Origin of the sequence: Anaeromyxobacter soli, assembly GCF_022808855.1 — a bacterium.
Classification (GTDB): Bacteria; Myxococcota; Myxococcia; order Myxococcales; family Anaeromyxobacteraceae; genus Anaeromyxobacter; species Anaeromyxobacter soli.
Genome location: NZ_JAKZLF010000001.1, coordinates 214,503 through 231,783, shown reverse-complemented (window position 1 = coordinate 231,783; position 17,281 = coordinate 214,503). Strand labels below are relative to the sequence as shown.

The window sequence follows — 17,281 nt, the reverse complement described above, 5'->3', positions numbered from 1 at the left end:
CGCGGGTGGCCCGGCCTGCGCGGGCCTCAGGCGAGCCGCTCGGGAGACGACTCGACGGCGGTGTCCGCCAGCGCCTCCGCGGCGCGCGCCTCGCGCCGTCCGCGCTCGACGTCCACGCCGAGGAGCAGCGCCGCGCCCGCGAGGAAGAAGCCGATGACGGAGAGCACCGCGGCGCGGCTCGACCCGGTCACCGCGATGGCGAGGGCGAACACCGCGGGCCCGAAGATCCCGGCGAACTTCTCGGAGACCGCGAAGAACCCGAAGAACTCGCCCGAGAGGTGGCGCGGCACGAGGCTCGCGAAGAGCGAGCGCGACAGCGCCTGCGTCCCACCCTGGACGAGCCCGACGAGCACGGCGAGCGCGAAGAAGTGCGCCGCGGTGCGCGTGAAGTACCCGAGCACCGCGATGCCCGTGTACACGGCGAGCCCGGCGAGGATCGCGGGCTTGGCACCGACGCGGCCGGCGAGCCCGGCGAACAGGTACGCGCACGGGACGCCGACGAGCTGCACGAGGAGGATCGCGCCGATGAGGGCCCCGCGGGAGAGGCCGAGCTCGCTCCCGTAGATCGCCGCCATGCGGATGATCGTGCCGATCCCGTCGTTGTAGACGAGGAACGCCGCGAGGAGCAGCGCGGCCTGGGGGTGGCGGCGGAGCTGCCGGACCGTGCGGGCGAGGCGCGCGATCGTCCCCTCCCGCGCGGCGCCCTCCGGCGCGCGCACGGCGGGCTCGCGGACGCGGCGCAGGAGCGGGATCGTGAAGGCGATCCACCAGATCGCGACCGACACGAACGCGAGCCGGGTGGGGAGGGTCGCCTGGGCGGGGGTCCCGCCGGAAGAAAGGCCGAGGAGCCCCGGGCGCGCGATCCAGGCGAGCTGCGCCGCGAGGAGGAGGCCGCCGCCGAGGTAGCCGGCGGCGTAGCCGGCGGAGGAGACGCGGTGGAGCTCGTCCTCGCGCGCCACGTGCGGGAGGAGCGCGTCGTAGAACACGAAGCTCCCGTTGAGGCCGACGTTCAGGAGGACGAGGAGCGCCGAGGCGAGGAGCCAGTCTCCCGGCCCGACCGCGAACAGCGCCGCGGTGGCCGCCGCCCCGGTGAGCGCGAACAGGGCGAGCAGCCGCTTCTTCACCGGCGCCACGTCGGCGAGGGTGCCGAGGATTGGCGCGAGCACGGCCACGACCGCGAGGCCCGCGGTGGTGGCGAGCGCGAAGCGCTGGGTGGCGACCGTGGGCGGGAGCTCCGCGCCCGCGACGCGCGCGTAGTAGATGGGCAGGATCGCCGTGAGCACGGAGGTCACCGCGGCGGAGTTCGCGACGTCGTAGAGGACCCACGCGCGGAGCTCGGGGCGGTCGAGGCCGAGCCGGGCGAGGAGCCCGGGCGCCCCCTCTCGGGCAGGGCCGCTCACGGGCGGGCCTGGCCCTCGCGCTCGAGCGCCGCGACGTCGGCGTCGATCCGCGCCGCCTCGCGACAGTCGCGCGAGTGCCCGGCGTCCTTCAGGAACGCCTCCAGCTGCTCGGAGAGCAGGAAGGTCCGCTCGCCGCGGCCGACCGCGAGGCAGCTCTGCTCGAAGTGCGAGCGGTCCAGCTCCTGCACGAAGCGGCCGACGACGCTGCCCGCGGGCTTCTCCTCCCGCCGGTCCGCGCCCGAGCTGCCCTCGACGTACTCCGAGTAGAGCCGATCGAGCGACTCGCGCAGGTCGCGGCGCCGATCGACGAGCTTCTCCTCCGGGGAGCGGCAGGCCGTGGCGAGGAGCGCGGCGAGGAGAGCGAGGGCGAGACGGCGCATCGGCGGGGTCCTCCGGGACGGCGCATCATGCCACGGCCGCCGCCGGTCTCGCCTGCGCCTCGCGCCTGCCGCTCAGGCGGTGGGCGCGGCCGGGCTCAGCCCGGTGGCCGGGGTGCGCGCCGGGGCCTGCGCGCGGCGCGAGAGCTCGACCGTGAAGGTGGCGCCGCTCCCGGGCGCGCTCTCCACCCGCACGGTCCCCCCGAGCGACTCCACGATCTCGCGCACGATCCAGAGGCCGAGCCCGAAGCCGCCGTAGCTCCGCTTCGACACCGCGCGCTCGAAGCGCTCGAAGATCCGCGCCTGGTCCTCGGGCGGGATCCCGATGCCGCGATCGCGCACCGTCAGCACGGCGCGCTCGCCGACCCCCTCCACGCGCACCTCCACCGGCTGGTTCGGGCCGTACTTGATGGCGTTCGACACGAGGTTCGTCAGCACCTGGTCGAGCCGCAGCCGGTCCCACGAGCCAGGCACCGGCTCGGGCGCGACGAGCTCGAGCGTGCAGCCAGCGCGGCGGGCCTCGTCCTCGAAGCGCGCGACGACCTCGCGCGCGAGCTCCGCGAGGTCGAACGGCTCGAGCTCGAGCTCGAGCCTCCCGGCGGTGATGCGCGACAGGTCGAGGAGGCTCGCGACCAGCCGCGCGAGCCGGTCGACGTTGCGGCGGATCACCTCGGCCTTCCGCGCGACGTCGTCGAGCTGGAGCCGGCTCGCCTTGGCGCGCAGGCTCTCCGACTGGAGCGCGAGCGAGGTGAGCGGCGTGCGCAGCTCGTGCGAGGCGATCGAGAGGAACTCGTCGCGCTCGCGGACGGCGGCGCGCGCCGCCGCGTAGAGGCGGGAGGTGTCCACCGCGGCCGCGACCAGCCGGGCGAGGTCGGTCGCGAGCCGGACGTCGCCGCGGGTGAAGCGGCGCCGCGCGCCGGCGAGCAAGGTGAGGGTGCCGAGCCGCTCGCCGCGCGACGCGAGCGCGACGGTGAGCGAGGATCCCACGCCCGCCTCGCGCAGCGCGCCGGCGAGCGCGGGCGCCCGGGCGGCGAGGGCGATCCGGCCGGGATCGAAGCCGCTCCGGGCGCGGGGATGGCCTCCCTGGAGCGCGGCGGCGGGGCCGATCTCGACGTCCCGCTCGAAGCCGGACCCCTCGACCGCGGCGCGCACGCGCGAGGCGACCTCGGGGGTCGCGTGGCCCACGGTCCAGCGCGGGTCGCCCCGCTCGAGATAGACGATGCACAGCTCCGCGACGCGCTGGGCGGCGAGGGTCGCCACCCGGGGGAGGGTGGCGGCGTAGTCGAGCGAGGAGGAGAGCACCTTGCTCGCCTCCGCGAGGAAGACCGCCCGGCGCGCCGAGGCCTCTGCCCGCGTCCGCGCGCGCACCTCCTCGCGCGTCGCCCAGAACAGCAGCAGCGTGAGCGCGAGGCCGCCGAGGGCCACGCCGAGGGGCAACAGCCGCTCCGTCGCGCTCTCGAAGGATCGGCCGGCCGCGAAGCGCAGCGTCCAGGGGCGGCCCGCGACGTCGATGCGACGGACGAGGGCGAGGCGGGTCTCGTCTTCCCGCGCACCCGCTTCGAAGAGGAGCGCCTCCGCCCGGAGCTCCGTGCCGTCGTAGGCGGACAGCCCGAACTTCTGCATCGCGGTCGCGTCCAGGGCGGCGCGCAGGAGGTCCCCGGCGCGGAACGGCGCGTAGACCCACCCTCGCAGGCGGTCCCGGCGCTCCTCGACCGTCGCGGGCGCGCCGGCGTAGACGGGCACGTACACGAGGAACCCCGCCTGCCGCTCGCGTCCCGTCTCCTGCACGAGCTCGACGCGCCCGGTCGCCGCCGGATCGTCGGTGTCGCGGGCGCGCTCCATCGCGCCGCGCCGCACGGGCTCGGAGAACATGTCGAAGCCGATGGCGCGCTGGTTCCTCCAGTCGAGCGGCTCGAGGAGGACGATGCTCGAGTAGAGCGTGCGCGCCCCCGGCGGCCAGACGCGGTAGCCGGGGCGCCCGGCGGCGCGCTGCTCCGCCTCGTGGTTCGCGAGCTCGTCGGGACGGATGAGCTTGCTCCAGCCGATGCCCTGGATGCCCGGGTAGCGATCGCGGAGGTCGAGGGTCGCGACGAAGTCATGGAAGGCGAGCGCGGAGGGCTCGGCGCCGACGCCGCGGAGGAAGCCGCTCGTCGCGCGCAGCATCGCCTCGTAGGCGGCCATCCGCTCGTTCAGCGCGGCGCTCGCCCGGTCCACCTCGTCCACGAAGCGCTCCCTCGACTGCATCCGGAGCGTCGATCGCGCGAGCGCCCAGGCGGCGAGCGTGGCCGCGAGCCCCAGGGCCAGCACGACGGCGGGCGTCAGGTGATGGCGGAGCGCAGCCCGCGCGGGTGAGAGGAGGCGCCTCGGCATGAGGAAAACCGCCGTCCCGGCGGTTGCGATCAGGGTAAGGACGGCCCGCGTCCGCGCGCATCCCAGCAGGGGCGGCGGGGGGCAGCGGGCCTGGGCATCGAGGCCCCGAGCGTCGAGCGCGCTGAGGCGCTGTCGCGCCGCTCACCCCTCAGTGGCAATGCGGCCCCGAACGGGGCGCCCGCGCGTTTTGCCCAGGATTCGTGAACTTCGCGTTCGGGGCGAGCCTTGATCCGGATCACGTTGCGGCGGAGAACGGCGTGGTACTGAGATTGAGTCTCACGGGTCGTCGCATCGTGCCTCGGCCCAAGCCTCCCGAGCGTGGCGTGAACCCAGGTCCCGAAGCTCCCTCGCCCTCCGTTCCTCCCTTCGCCGGTCGCGATCGCCTGGTCTGCACCCGCTGCGGCGGCGTCACGCCGCTCGACGCGGCGGGCCTGCTCGACGGCGTGCGGGCTCGCGCCGCCGCGCGCGGCGTGCTCGTGGAGGCTCATTCGCTCACCGTGTACGGGCGCTGCTGGCTCTGCCGGGCGTCGCGGGTGCGGGCATGAAGATCTGCATGTGCCGGGACGTGTCGGACGGGGACCTGCGAGCGGCGGTGCGCTGCGGCCGGACGGTCGAGGAGGTCGTCGCGGCGACGGGCGCCGGCTCCGACTGCGGCGCGTGCGAGGAGGCCCTCTCGCGCCTCGCCGACGCGGCGCGCGCCGAGGGCGTCGTCCTGCAGCCGCCCGCGCAGCGGCGCGCCGCGTGAGTTAAACCTGGCGGATGGACGCGAAGGCCCGCGCGGCCGCGCTCGAGCTCTTCCAGCCCGCCGTCCGCGACTGGTTCTCGCGGGCGTTCGAGGCGCCCACGCCGGCGCAGGCGCTCGCCTGGCCGGCCATCCGGCGCGGCGAGAGCACCCTGCTCCTCGCGCCCACCGGGAGCGGCAAGACCCTCGCGGCGTTCCTCTCCTGTCTGGACCGCCTGATGTTCGCGCCGGAGCCGCCCAGGAAGGAGCGGCTCCGGGTGGTCTACGTCTCCCCGCTGAAGGCGCTCGCCGTGGACGTCGAGCGGAACCTGCGCGCGCCGCTCGCGGGCATCGCCCAGGTCGCCGCGGGGCGCGGCGACGCCTACCGCCTCCCGGCGGTGGCGGTGCGGAGCGGAGACACGCCCGCGGCGGAGCGCGCCCGGTTCGCGCGCGTCCCCGCCGACGTCCTCATCACCACGCCCGAGTCGCTCTACCTCGTGCTCACCTCGAACGCGCGAGAGGTGCTGCGCTCGGTCGAGACGGTCATCGTGGACGAGATCCACGCGCTCGTCCCGACCAAGCGCGGCGCGCACCTCGCGCTGTCGCTCGAGCGGCTCGAGGCGCTCGCGGGGCGCCCCCTCCAGCGCATCGGCCTCTCCGCGACGCAGCGGCCGCTCGAGGAGGTGGCGCGCTTCCTCGGGGGCGCCGAGCCCGTCCCGGCCCCGCCGCCCGCGCGGCCCCGCGGGCGCCGCGGCGCGGGGGAGGGCGCCGCCTCCCCTGCGAGCCCGGGCGCCTCGGCGATGGCCGAGTTCCGCGCCGGGGGCGCGCTCCGTCACAGGCCGGTCACCCTCGTGGACGCCGGCGCGCGCAAGGCGCTCGAGCTCCGCGTCGAGGTCCCGGTCGAGGACATGTCGCGCATCGGCGAGGCGCTCGAGCTCGCGAGCGGCGACGCGAGCCAGGCGCCGGTGCGGGCCTCGATCTGGACCGCCATCCACCCGCGCCTGCTCGAGCTCGTGCGCGCCCACCGGACGACCCTCGTCTTCGTGAACAGCCGGCGCATCGCGGAGCGGCTCGCGGCGGCGCTGAACGAGCTCGCGGGCGAGCTGCTCGTGCAGGCTCACCACGGCTCGATCGCGCGCCCGCAGCGGGTGGCGATCGAGGACGCGCTCAAGGCGGGCCGCCTCCGGGGGCTCGTCGCGACGAGCTCGCTCGAGCTCGGCATCGACATGGGCGCCGTCGACCTCGTGGTGCAGATCGAGGCGCCGCCCTCGGTCGCGAGCGGGATGCAGCGCATCGGCCGCGCGGGCCACCGCATCGACGAGCCGAGCCGCGGCGTCATCTTCCCGAAGTACCGGGCCGACCTGCTCGCCTGCGCCGGCCTCACCGAGGCGATGCACGCGGGCGAGGTGGAGGCGACCCGCTACCCGCGGAACCCCCTCGACGTCCTCGCCCAGCAGATCGTCGCGATGGTGTCGCTCGACGACTGGGAGGTCGACGCGCTCTACGACGCCGTCCGACGGGCCGCCCCGTTCGCCGAGCTGTCGCGCTCGGTCTACGAGGGCGTGCTGGACATGCTCTCCGGCCGCTACCCCTCGGAGGAGTTCGCGGAGCTGCGCCCGCGCGTCACCTGGGATCGCGTGCGCGGCAAGCTGCGAGCGCGCGAGGGGGCGCGCCGCGTCGCGGTCGTGAACGGCGGGACCATCCCGGACCGCGGCCTCTACGGCGTCTACCTGGCGGGCGGGAAGCAGGGCCACACCCGCGTCGGCGAGCTGGACGAGGAGATGGTGTTCGAGTCGCGCGTGGGGGAGACGTTCCTCCTCGGCGCCTCGACCTGGCGCATCGAGGAGATCACCCACGACCGCGTGCTCGTCTCGCCCGCGCCGGGCGAGCCTGGGAAGATGCCCTTCTGGCACGGCGACTCGGCGGGGCGGCCGCTCGAGCTCGGCCGCCGCATCGGCCGGCTCGTCCGCGCCCTGCGCGAGACGCCCCGCGAGGCCGCGCGCGCGCGGCTCGTGCGCGTCCACGATCTCGACGCGCGCGCCGCCGACAACCTCCTCCGCTTCCTCGACGACCAGGCCCAGGCGACCGGCGCGGTCCCGGACGACCGAACCCTCCTCGTCGAGCGCTGCCGCGACGAGCTGGGCGACTGGCGCGTGTGCCTGCTCGCGCCGCTCGGCAGCCCGGTCCTCGCGCCGTGGGCGATGGCGGCGACGGTCCGCGCGCGCGAGCGCCTCGGCGCGGACGTCGAGACGCTCTGGACGAACGACGGCTTCGCGGTGCGGGTGCCGGGGTCCGACGAGCCGCCCGACGTGTCGTTCCTGCTGCCGGACCCGGAGGAGGTGGAGGACCTCGTCGTCGGCCAGCTCGGCGCGACCGCGCTCTTCGCGGCCAAGTTCCGCGAGGCCGCCGGCCGCGCCCTGCTCCTGCCGAAGCGCCGCCCCGGCCAGCGCGCCCCGCTCTGGCAGCAGCGCAAGCGCGCCGCGGACCTCCTCGCCGTGGCGTCCCGCTACGGGGCCTTCCCGCTGCTGCTCGAGGCGTACCGCGAGTGCCTGCGCGACGTGTTCGATCTGCCCGCGCTCGAGGAGGTCCTGCGCGACGTCCGCGCGCGGCGCGTCCGCGTCGTCACCGCCGACACGCGCGTCCCGTCGCCGTTCGCGGCCTCGCTGCTCTTCGGGTTCGTGGCGAGCTTCATCTACGACGGCGACGCGCCGCTCGCCGAGCGCCGCGCCCAGGCGCTCACCATCGACCAGGCCCAGCTCCGTGAGCTGCTCGGCGAGGCCGAGCTGCGCGAGCTCCTCGACGCGGACGCGCTCGTCGCCCTGGAGGCGCAGCTCCAGCACCTCGCGCCGGCCGCGCGCGCGCGGAGCGTGGACGGCGTGGCGGATCTCCTGCTCCGCCTCGGCGATCTCTCCCGTGAGGAGATCGCCCGGCGGTCGGCGACCCCCGAGGTGGCCGCCGGCGCCGAGCGGCTCGTGGCGGAGCGGCGGGCGATCCCGCTCCGGATCGCAGGGGAGGAGCGGCTCGTGGCCGTGGAGGACGCCGCGCGCTACCGCGACGCCCTCGGCGTGCCACTCCCGCCCGGCGTGCCCGAGGCGCTGCTCGGGCCGGTGGCCGACGCGCTCGAGGGCCTCGCCGCGCGCCACGCGCGCCGCCACGCGCCGTTTACGACCGGCGAGCTCGCCGCGCGCTTCGGGATCCCGCGCCCCACGGCGGAGGGCGCGCTCCGGCGGCTCCTCGAGCGCGGCCGGCTCCTCGAGGGGGCGTTCCGCCCGCACGGCGCGGAGCGCGAGTGGTGCGACCCGGAGGTCCTGCGCGGCCTCCGCCGCCGCTCGCTCGCGCGGCTGCGCGAGGAGATCGAGCCGGTCGAGCCGCGGGCGTTCGCGCGCATGCTGCTCGGCTGGCACGGCATCCCGCGCAAGGGCCGCGGCCTCGACGCCGTGCTCGACGCGGTCGAGAAGCTCCAGGGCGCGCCGCTCCCCGCCTCGCTCCTCGAGACGGAGATCCTGCCGGCGCGGGTGGACGGGTACCTGCGCGGAGACGTCGACGCGCTCGCCGCGGCGGGGGAGGTGCTCTGGGTGGGGCTCGAGCCCATCGGCGAGCACGACGGACGCATCGCGCTCTACCTCGCGGACGCGTTCCCCCGGCTCCTGCCCACGACCCGCCCGGCGGCGGAGGCGCCCCAGGGCGAGCGCGGCGCGCGGATCCTCGAGCACCTGGCCCGGCGCGGCGCCTCGTTCTTCGCCGAGCTGCACGCCGCCGCGGGCGGCGGGTACGAGCAGCAGACGGTGGACGCGCTCTGGGATCTCGTCTGGCGCGGGCTCGTCACGAACGACACGTTCCAGGTGCTCCGCGCCTACGCCGAGCCCGCCGCCGCCCGCCGCGAGCGCGGCCGGGTCGTCGCGCGCGCTCCGGCCGCGTTCCGGTCGCGCCGGGCCGCACCGCCCGCCGCCGGAGGGCGCTGGACGCTCGTCGCCGCGCGCCGGGAGCTCGCGGGCGGGATCCCGACCGCGACCGAGTGGAGCGCGGCGACGGCGCAGCAGCTCCTCGTCCGCTACGGCCTCGTCACCCGCGGCGCCGCCGCGGCGGAGTCCTTGCCCGGCGGGTTCAGCGCGGTCTACGACGTGCTCCGCCACCTCGAGGAGAGCGGCCGGATCCGGCGCGGCTACTTCGTCGGCGGCGTGGGCGCGATGCAGTTCGCCCAGCCGGGCGTGCTCGACCTGCTGCGCTCCCTGCGCGAGCCCGCGGAGACGCCGGAGGTCGTGACGCTCGCCGCGACGGACCCCGCGAACCCGTACGGCGCGCTGCTCGACTGGCCCGCGGTGCAGGGCGCCCCGGAGGGGAAGCGGCCCGCGCGCGCGGTCGGCGCGTACGTGGTGCTCGTGGACGGCGAGCTCGCGGCCTACGTGGCGCGCGGCGCCCGTCAGCTCTTCGCGTGGCTCCCGGAGTTCGAGCCGGAGCGCTCGCACGCGGGCGCCGCCATCGCGGCGGCGCTCACCGAGCTCGTCCGCGCCCTGCACGGCAAGGCCGAGGCGGCGCTCGTCGTGGAGATCGACGGCGGTCCCGCGGCGGCGCACCCGCTCGCGGGGTATCTCCAGGCGGCCGGGTTCGTGCCCACCGCGGCGGGGCTCCAGCTCACGCGGCGGGCGGCCGCGGCGGCGCTCTCGGCGGGGAGCGAGCTGCCGTAGCGGAGCGAGGCGCGCGTGCCAGAGGGCGACACCATCCACCGCGCGGCTTCGAACCTCCACCGGGCGCTCGCGGGCGAGACCGTGGTCCGGTTCGAGACGGTGCTGCCCCCGCTCGCGCGCGTCGACGCGGATCGCCCCGTCGCCGGTCGCACCGTCGAGGGCGTGAGCGCCCGGGGGAAGCACCTCCTCGTCCGCTTCTCCGGGGACCTCTGGCTGCGCAGCCACCTCCGCATGAACGGGAGCTGGCACCTGTACCGCCCCGGCGAGCGCTGGCGCCGCCCGCGGGACGCCATGCGCGTCCTCGTGGAGACCCGCCCCTGGCTCGCGGTGGGCTTCGACCTGCCCGCGGCGGAGCTCCTCGACGCGAGAGGCCTCGCGCGGCAGCCGGACCTCGCCCGGCTCGGGCCCGACCTGCTCGCCCCGGACTTCGACGCCGCCGAGGCGGAGCGCCGGCTGCGCGCGCGGCCGGCGCGCGAGGTCGGCGAGGCGCTGCTCGATCAGGGTGCGCTCGCGGGCGTGGGCAACGAGCTCAAGTCGGAGATCCTGTTCCTCGCCGGCGTGGACCCCTACCGGACGGTCGCCTCGCTCTCCGCCGCCGCGCTGGCCGCGCTGGTCACCGTCGCCCGCCGGGTCCTCCTCGCGGCGGTGGCGCCGTACGGCGCGAGCACCCCCACCTGGCTCGGCGGCCGGCGCACGACGGGCCGGTCGAACCCCGACGAGCGGCTCTTCGTCTACGGCCGCGCGGGCGAGCCGTGCCGCCGCTGCGGAGCTGCCATCCGGCTCGGGCGCCAGGGCCCCGGCGCCCGCGTGACCTACCACTGCCCGCGCTGCCAGCCGCCGCCGGGCGGGGGTTAGCGGACGGCGCGTGGGAGCGCGCGGCCTCGCGATGGCGCGGTCGGGCGGCCGGCTCTGAGGTATCTTCCGCTCTCTTCTCGGGAGGGTGACATGGCGGGGCAGGACGTCTTCGATCTGGCGAGGCACGTGGCGGCGAGCGCGGCGACGGCGAGGCTGCCGCGGGCGGGGGGCAAGCGGTTCGAGACCGTCTTCCGCCACGGCTCGCTGCAGGTCGAGATCTTCGCGCCGCGCGGCCGCGACACGCAGCGGCCTCACGACCGCGACGAGGTCTACGTCGTCCTCCGCGGCGCCGGCGCCTTCGTGAACGGCACCCAGCGCTTCGCGTTCCGCGCGGGCGACGTGCTCTTCGCCGCCGCCGGCGAGGTCCACTGGTTCGAGGACTTCAGCGAGGATTTCTTCACCTGGGTGCTGTTCTACGGCCCCGAGGGCGGCGAGAAGGCCGCGGCCGCTCCCCCGCCGGCGGGCGGCGCCGCGAAGTAGCAGGAGGCTGCGGCGCCCGCCCAGGGCGTCGGTCGCGACGCGCTGCGCCGCGGCGGGCGACGCGGTAGAAGAAGGCCATGTCGATCCTGGAGTGGCTCGGGCTCGTCCCCCGTGAGGAGCCGGCGCGCGACGCCGGCGTGGTCCATCGCGTCGCCCGTGCCCTCGAGGCGCTCCCGGCGGAGCGCGCGGAGCACCTCGCGCTGTTCGCGTTCCTCCTCGCCCGCGTGGCCAACGTGGATCTCGACGTCCACTCGGCCGAGACCGAGGCCATGGCGCGGATCGTCGAGACCGTCGGCCACCTCCCGAAGGACCAGGCCGCGCTCGTGGTCGAGATCGCGAAGGCGGAGCACCGCGCGAGCGGCGAGACGCAGAACTTCCTCGCGGCCCGGACGTTCCGGGACCAGGCGAGCGACGCCGAGCGGATGGATCTCGTGCACTGCCTCTTCGCGGTCGCCGCCTCGGACGGCGCCATCTCCGTCGCCGAGGAGGAGGCGATCCGCGGGATCTGCGGCGAGCTCCGGCTCACCGAGCGCGACTACGTCGACATCCGCAGCGCGTACTCCGAGCACCGGTCGGTGAACAAGCGGTGATCCCCTGGGAGACGGTGGACCGCGCCCGCGCCCCGGACGGCGCGGAGCTCGTCCTCTCCCGCCGTGGGGAGGAGTGGTCCGTCCGGGCCGCCGGCCGGGTGCTCATGACCAGCCGGACGCACGGCTCGGAGGAGGCGCTCGCCGCCGCGGCGCTCGCGCGGGTCCGCGCCCCGCGCAACGTGCTCGTCGGTGGGCTCGGCCTCGGGTTCACGCTCCGCGCCGCGCTCGACCGGCTCCCGCCCGGCGCGCGCGTGGTGGTGGCCGAGCTGGTCCCCGCGCTCGTGCGCTGGAACCGCGGCCCGGTCGCGCACCTCGCCGGGCGCCCGCTCGACGACCCGCGGGTGCACGTCGCGGAGGGCGACGTCCTCGAGCACGTCACCGCCGGCCGCGGCGCCTGGGACGCGATCCTGCTCGACGTGGACAACGGCCCCTCCGCGCTCGCGCATCCCGCGAACGACCGGCTGTACGGCGAGGCCGGGGTCCGTGCCTGCCGCGACGCGCTCCGCGCCGGCGGCGCGCTCGCGGTCTGGTCGGCCGGTCAGGACCCCCGCTACGTCGCGCGGCTCGGTCGCGCGGGGGTCGCGGCGGAGGCGATCGCCGCGCCAGCGCGCGGCGACGCCGGGGGCAGTGCGGCACGTCGTGATCGTGGGCGTGCGCGGGCCCGCGGCGGGGGCGCTCGGCCGCCGCCGAGGGACGGTGTAGCGGGCTCTTGCGGCGGGTCGGCTCAGCGGCCCTGCCCGGCCGGATCCTGGATGGCCGGGGGGGCGCTGCGGTCGAGCTCCTGATCCTCGAACGACACCGAGTCCTCGATCGGCTCGAGGTGCGTCGTCACGGTGAGGTTCGGGATGGCGGCGCGGAGGTCGCGCTCGATCTCCTCGAGCAGCGCGTGCCCGCGCTGCACGGTCCACGCGCCCGGCACGAGGACGTGCACCGAGACGAACCGGCGCGACCCGGCCTGGCGCGTCCGGAGCGCGTGGAACTGCACGTGCTCGGCCGCGTGGCGCGCGAGGACCTCCTCGAGCGCGCGCCGCTCGGCGGCGGCGAGGCCCGTGTCGAGGAGGCCGAGCGCGGAGCGGCGGACGAGGGTCACCCCCGTCCAGACGATGTTGAGCGCGACCGCGATGGCGACGAGCGGGTCGAGCCGTGTCCAGCCGGTGATCCCGACCGCCCCGATGCCGACGAGCACGCCGGCGCTCGTCCACACGTCCGTCATGAGGTGGTGGCCGTCGGCCTCGAGCGCGATGGAGTGGCGACCCTTGCCGGTGCGGATGAGCACCCGCGCCACGGCGAGGTTCACGAGCGAGGCGCCGACCGAGACCGCGAGGCCGAGCCCGAGCCGCTCGAGCGCGCGCGGGTGGACGAGCCGATCGGCGGCGGTCCAGATGATCCCGCCCGCCGCCACGAGGATGAGCGCGCCCTCGAGCCCGCTCGCGAAGTACTCCGCCTTGCCGTGGCCGTACGCGTGGTCCTCGTCCGGCGGCCGCGCCGCGATGGTCACCATCACGAGCGTCATCACGGCCGCGGCGAGGTTGACGATCGACTCGAGCGCGTCGGAGAGGAGGCCGACGGAGCCGGTCATGCGCCAGGCGAGCGTCTTCAGCGCGATGGTCGCGATCGCCGCGCCGATGGAGAGCCAGGCGAAGCGCGCGAGCGAGGATGGGGCGGACCGGGTCATGGCGGCGCGGGCGCGCCGCGAGGCGGCGCCCGCACCCCTTCTGCCCGACCTGCCTCCGCTCCGCAAGCGGCACGGAGCCGCGCTGCGCCGGCCGCCGGGAGCGCGGGCGCTCCCTCCCGCCTCGCCCCGCTCACGCGCGGTTCAGGAAGACGGGCAGCCCCCGCTTGTTCGCGTAGATCGGCCGCAGCCGGTCGGTGTTGTACATCGACGCCACGTCCACCTTGCGGGGCCCGAGCTTCGGATCCGGGATGGGCATGAGGTCGTACTTGCCGTCGACGATCGCCGACATGAGCCCGCTCTTCCCCTCGAGCAGCGCGTCGAAGGCCATCGTGCCGAAGGTGTTCGCGACGAGCTTGTCGACGAAGTCGGGATCGCCCGAGCGGAGATCGTAGGTGAGGTCCGAGACGATCGTCTCCTCGCCGGCTCGCGCCTTGATCGCGTCGGAGAGCGACTCGGCGACGCTCGCCTTCTTGCGGTGGCCGAAGGCGTCGGGCTCCCCGTACTCCTGGACCTTGTAGCCCTCCCACTCGGCGCCCTCGGAGAGGACGACGAGCGCGTAGCTCGAGGGGTTCTGGCGCTTGTCCGTCACGAGCAGGTCGACGATGTGCTCGAGCTTCGGCTTGTGCTCCGGGATGATGCAGCGGATCGAGGTGACGTACGCCGTGTAGAAGGCGGTGAAGCCCGCGTCGCGGCCGAAGATGCGGAAGATGCCGATCCGCTCGTGCGAGCCGACGGTCGTCCGCTGCCGCTCGATGGCCGAGATCGCGCGCGTGATCGCCGTCGAGAAGCCGACGCAGTACTCGGTGTTCCGCACGTCGTTGTCCATCGTCTTCGGGATGGCGATCACCTTCGCGCCGAGCTCGTGCAGCCGCGCGGCGTAGGAGAGGGTGTCGTCGCCGCCGATGGGCAAGAGGTAGTCGAGCTTCAGGCCCTCGAGGTTCGCGAGCACCGCGCTCGAGACGTCGTGAGTCGTCGAGGTCTGGCCCTGCTTCGTCGTCTGCGCGGTCGGGAAGGTGCGGCCGGCGAGGTGGGGCGGGAGCTGCTTCATCCGCGCGGGGTTCGTCCGGCTCGAGTGCAGGAACGTCCCGCCGGTCCGGTCGATGGTGCGGGTGTTCTCGCGGGTGAGCGGCAGCACGTAGCGGCCGCGGCTCGCCGGATCGTCGAGGTTCAGGTGGGTGAGCCCTTCCCACCCGCGCCGGATGCCGACGACCTCCATCTGGTGGTCCGCGGCCCGGTAGACGACGCTCTTGATGACGGAGTTCAGGCCGGGGACGTCGCCCCCACCCGTGAGGATGCCGACGCGCATGCGTGCCATGCGGGTAATCCTAGGCGCACTTCGCCCGGAGCGCCGCTAAGAACCGGCAGTCGGCCCCCCGCGGAGGTCCCCCGTGCCGTTCCTGCGCTCGGCGTTCGTCTACCTCGCCGCTGCCGTCGTCGTGGTGCCGCTCGCGGCGCGTGTCGGCCTGGGCTCCGTCCTCGGCTACCTGGTCGCCGGGGCGATCGTGGGGCCGCAGGGGCTCGCCCTCTCGGGCGACGCCGAGGGCGTGCTCCGCGTCGCCGAGCTGGGCGTCGTGCTCCTCCTCTTCCTCGTGGGCCTGGAGCTCGACCCCCGCCGCCTCGTCGAGCTGCGCCGGGACGTGTTCGGCCGCGGCGCGCTCCAGGTCGCGGTGACCTCGCTCGCCATCGCCGGGGTGGCGCTCGCCCTCGGGGTGCCGTGGCGAACTGCCGCGGTCGCCGGGCTGGGTCTCTCGCTCTCCTCCACCGCGCTCGTGGTGCAGCTCCTCGGGGAGCGGAACGAGCTCGGGACGCGGCACGGCCAGCTGGCGTTCGCCATCCTGCTCTTCCAGGACCTCGCGGTGATCCCGCTGCTCGCGCTCCTCCCCGCGCTCGGCGCGCCCGCGCCCTCGGCGGCGCCCGCGTGGCTCACGGTCGCGAAGGCGGTGGCGGTCGTCGGCGGGGTGGTGGTCGCGAGCCGCCTCGTCGCACGCCCGGTGTTCCGGTTCGTGGCGTCGCTCAGGAACCCCGAGCTCTTCACCGCGACCGCGCTCCTCCTCGTCGCGGGCACCGCGCTCGCCGTCTCGGCCGCCGGGCTGTCCATGGCGCTCGGCGCCTTCCTCGCCGGCGTGCTGCTCGCCACCTCCGAGTACCGCCACGAGCTCGAGGCGGACGTCGCGCCGTTCAAGGGGCTCCTGCTCGGGCTCTTCTTCCTCGCGGTCGGCATGACCGCCGATCTGCGAGTGCTCGCCCTGCGCCCGCTCGCGGTCGCCGGCGTCGTCCTCGGCCTGGTCGCCCTGAAGGCCCTCGTGGCCTTCGCCGTCGGCCGGCGGGCCCTCGGGAGCGCGGAGCCCGCGCTCGCGCTCGGTCTCCTCCTCTCGCAGGGCGGCGAGTTCGCCTTCGTGCTCTTCCGGCTGGCCGCGGCCGACGGCGTCATGGACCCGGGAATCGCCGCGCTCCTCGTCGTGGCGGTCACGCTCTCGATGGCGACGACGCCCGTGCTCTTCGCGCTCCACGCGCTCGTGGCGAGGCGCCTCCTGCGGCGCGGCCCGGCCCGCGAGTTCGACGTCGTGCCCCCCGGCGATCCCTGCGTGGTGATCGCAGGATTCGGGCGGGTGGGGCAGGTGGTCGGCCGCGTCCTCGCCGCGAAGCGAATCACCTTCACCGCCATCGACGCCAGCCCCGAGCACATCGACTTCATCCGGCGCTTCGGCAACAAGGTCTTCTACGGCGACGTCTCGCGCCTCGACCTCCTGCGCTCGGCGCGGGTCGAGCGGGCGCGCCTGTTCGTCCTCGCCATCGACGACGTGGACGCGTCGGTGCGCACGGCGGAGGTGGTGCGCGAGCACTTCCCGCAGGTGGCGATCCTCGCGCGCGCCCGCAACCGGCAGCACGCGTACCGGCTGCGCCGCCTCGGCATCCGGCGCATCGTGCGCGAGACGCTCCACTCCTCGCTCGTCATGACCTCGGACGTGCTCGAAGCGCTGGGGGTGGATTACGCCGAGGCGCGGAGCGCCGTCGAGCGCTTCCGTGAGCACGACGAGGCGCAGTTCGAGGCCTCCTGGCAGCACCAGGACGACCTCGACAAGCTCACCGACATCGCGCGGCGCGGCCGCGAGGAGCTGGAGCGATTGTTCGAGGAGGACGCGCGCCAGCGCCCGGCCTAGCTACGCCGGGACCACGTACCACTGCCCCTTCGCGCCCTGCTCCAGCTTCAGGAGCCCTTCCTTCTCCATCGCCTCGAGGAGGCGGCTGAAGGACGAGAAGCCGTGGTCGCGCTCGTCGAAGTCCGGCTCGCGACGCACGATGGCGGCCTTGATCGCGGAGGGGTTCACCGGTCCGCTCGCGCGGGCGAGCATCGCCGCGGCCGCCTCGCGGGCGACGACCGGGATCGCCTTCTCCTTCACCGGCCGGTCCTTCTCCTTCGGCTCCGCGGCGCGCCGCTTCCCGCCGGGACGCAGGTAGATGAACTCGTCGCAGGCCTTCACGAACAGCGGGCTCGTCGACTCGCGCACCGCCATCCCGATCACCACGCGGTCGTTCTCGCGCAGCTTGTAGGCGAGCGGGCAGAAGTCGGAGTCGCCGGAGGCGATGACGAAGGTGTCGATGTGCTCGCGCAGGTAGGCGAGCTCGAGGGCGTCGATGACGAGCCGCATGTCGGCGCCGTTCTTCCCGGCGCGGGTCGAGGGCGGCACGTCGACGAGCTCGACGCCCTTGTCGTGGAGCCGCTGCGTCGCGTCGGAGAACCGGGTCCAGTCCGCGTAGGCGCGGCGGAAGACGACCTTGCCCTTCTCGAGGAGCGTGTCGAGCGCCGGCTGGAGGTCGAACGTCTCCGCCGAGAGGCCGGTGCGGGTGACGAGGTTCTCGAAGTCGATGAACAGGGCGATGCGCTGATCGTGGCTGGTGTCGCGCTTCATTCGGTCTCCCGGGCCCGGACGTGGGCCCGCGCGCGCACCCTGTCAGGGAAGAGGCCCCGGCGCAAGCGAATGGCGGCTCGAGCGGGCTCCATGCGGGCTTCGCGGGCGGCGCGCACGCTGAGCGTAATCGGGAGGCCACCCGCGCGCTCGGCGGCCTGTGACGCGCCGCCGGCGCGCAGGGCTTGCCGTGGACCGGCCGGGGCCGGAGGATGCCGCC

The 17,281-nt window shown here is 75.6% G+C and carries 14 protein-coding genes; 8 read left to right on the top strand and 6 right to left on the bottom strand.

Annotated elements, in window-relative coordinates; all coding sequences use genetic code 11:
* Positions 1–26: 26 nt before the first annotated feature.
* From MLV88_RS00935 to MLV88_RS00925, 3 genes are all read right to left on the bottom strand, one after another.
* Complete coding sequence (locus MLV88_RS00935; RefSeq protein WP_243336598.1) at positions 27–1,400, bottom strand: MFS transporter; 1,374 nt, start codon at positions 1,398–1,400, stop codon at positions 27–29.
* On the bottom strand, positions 1,397–1,780 hold the full coding sequence (locus MLV88_RS00930; protein ID WP_243336596.1) for a hypothetical protein: 384 nt from the start codon (positions 1,778–1,780) through the stop codon (positions 1,397–1,399). The genes MLV88_RS00935 and MLV88_RS00930 overlap by 4 nt, the downstream gene beginning before the upstream one ends.
* Before the next feature lie 72 nt (positions 1,781–1,852).
* Positions 1,853–4,147 carry a CHASE domain-containing sensor histidine kinase gene (locus MLV88_RS00925; protein WP_243336594.1) on the bottom strand — a complete coding sequence of 765 codons (2,295 nt, stop codon included), beginning with the start codon at positions 4,145–4,147 and terminating at the stop codon, positions 1,853–1,855.
* Between the two features lie 323 nt (positions 4,148–4,470).
* On the opposite strand from MLV88_RS00925, the gene MLV88_RS00920 reads away from it, so the two are divergent.
* The 7 genes from MLV88_RS00920 (at position 4,471) to MLV88_RS00890 (ending at position 12,263) form a co-directional block, all read left to right on the top strand.
* Positions 4,471–4,692 carry a hypothetical protein gene (locus MLV88_RS00920; protein ID WP_243336592.1) on the top strand — a complete coding sequence of 74 codons (222 nt, stop codon included), beginning with the start codon at positions 4,471–4,473 and terminating at the stop codon, positions 4,690–4,692.
* Positions 4,689–4,892, top strand: coding sequence for a (2Fe-2S)-binding protein (locus MLV88_RS00915; protein ID WP_243336588.1), 204 nt, complete (start codon positions 4,689–4,691; stop codon positions 4,890–4,892). The genes MLV88_RS00920 and MLV88_RS00915 overlap by 4 nt, the downstream gene beginning before the upstream one ends.
* Before the next feature lie 14 nt (positions 4,893–4,906).
* Positions 4,907–9,553, top strand: a complete 4,647-nt coding sequence (locus tag MLV88_RS00910; protein ID WP_243336586.1) for an Lhr family helicase — start codon at positions 4,907–4,909, stop codon at positions 9,551–9,553.
* A 15-nt stretch (positions 9,554–9,568) separates the two neighbouring features.
* Complete coding sequence (locus MLV88_RS00905; RefSeq protein ID WP_243336584.1) at positions 9,569–10,408, top strand: Fpg/Nei family DNA glycosylase; 840 nt, start codon at positions 9,569–9,571, stop codon at positions 10,406–10,408.
* A 90-nt stretch (positions 10,409–10,498) separates the two neighbouring features.
* Entirely contained in the window at positions 10,499–10,888 is a 390-nt protein-coding gene (locus MLV88_RS00900) for a cupin domain-containing protein (protein ID WP_242340460.1), read from the top strand.
* Between the two features lie 77 nt (positions 10,889–10,965).
* Complete coding sequence (locus tag MLV88_RS00895; protein WP_242340461.1) at positions 10,966–11,478, top strand: tellurite resistance TerB family protein; 513 nt, start codon at positions 10,966–10,968, stop codon at positions 11,476–11,478.
* On the top strand, positions 11,475–12,263 hold the full coding sequence (locus tag MLV88_RS00890; protein ID WP_243336582.1) for a spermidine synthase: 789 nt from the start codon (positions 11,475–11,477) through the stop codon (positions 12,261–12,263). The genes MLV88_RS00895 and MLV88_RS00890 overlap by 4 nt, the downstream gene beginning before the upstream one ends.
* Here the strand turns inward: MLV88_RS00890 and MLV88_RS00885 are convergent.
* Both MLV88_RS00885 and MLV88_RS00880 read right to left on the bottom strand, forming a co-directional pair.
* Positions 12,203–13,153 (bottom strand): cation diffusion facilitator family transporter, encoded by a 951-nt coding sequence (locus MLV88_RS00885; protein WP_243336581.1) that lies wholly within the window; start codon positions 13,151–13,153, stop codon positions 12,203–12,205. The genes MLV88_RS00890 and MLV88_RS00885 overlap by 61 nt on opposite strands.
* Positions 13,154–13,283: 130 nt before the next feature.
* Positions 13,284–14,468, bottom strand: a complete 1,185-nt coding sequence (locus MLV88_RS00880) for a 6-phosphofructokinase (RefSeq protein WP_242340464.1) — start codon at positions 14,466–14,468, stop codon at positions 13,284–13,286.
* 73 nt (positions 14,469–14,541) lie between these two features.
* On the opposite strand from MLV88_RS00880, the gene MLV88_RS00875 reads away from it, so the two are divergent.
* Positions 14,542–16,314 (top strand): monovalent cation:proton antiporter-2 (CPA2) family protein, encoded by a 1,773-nt coding sequence (locus tag MLV88_RS00875; protein WP_243336579.1) that lies wholly within the window; start codon positions 14,542–14,544, stop codon positions 16,312–16,314.
* Here the strand turns inward: MLV88_RS00875 and MLV88_RS00870 are convergent, their stop codons facing one another.
* Positions 16,315–17,064 (bottom strand): NYN domain-containing protein, encoded by a 750-nt coding sequence (locus tag MLV88_RS00870; RefSeq protein ID WP_242340466.1) that lies wholly within the window; start codon positions 17,062–17,064, stop codon positions 16,315–16,317.
* Positions 17,065–17,281: the final 217 nt, after the last annotated feature.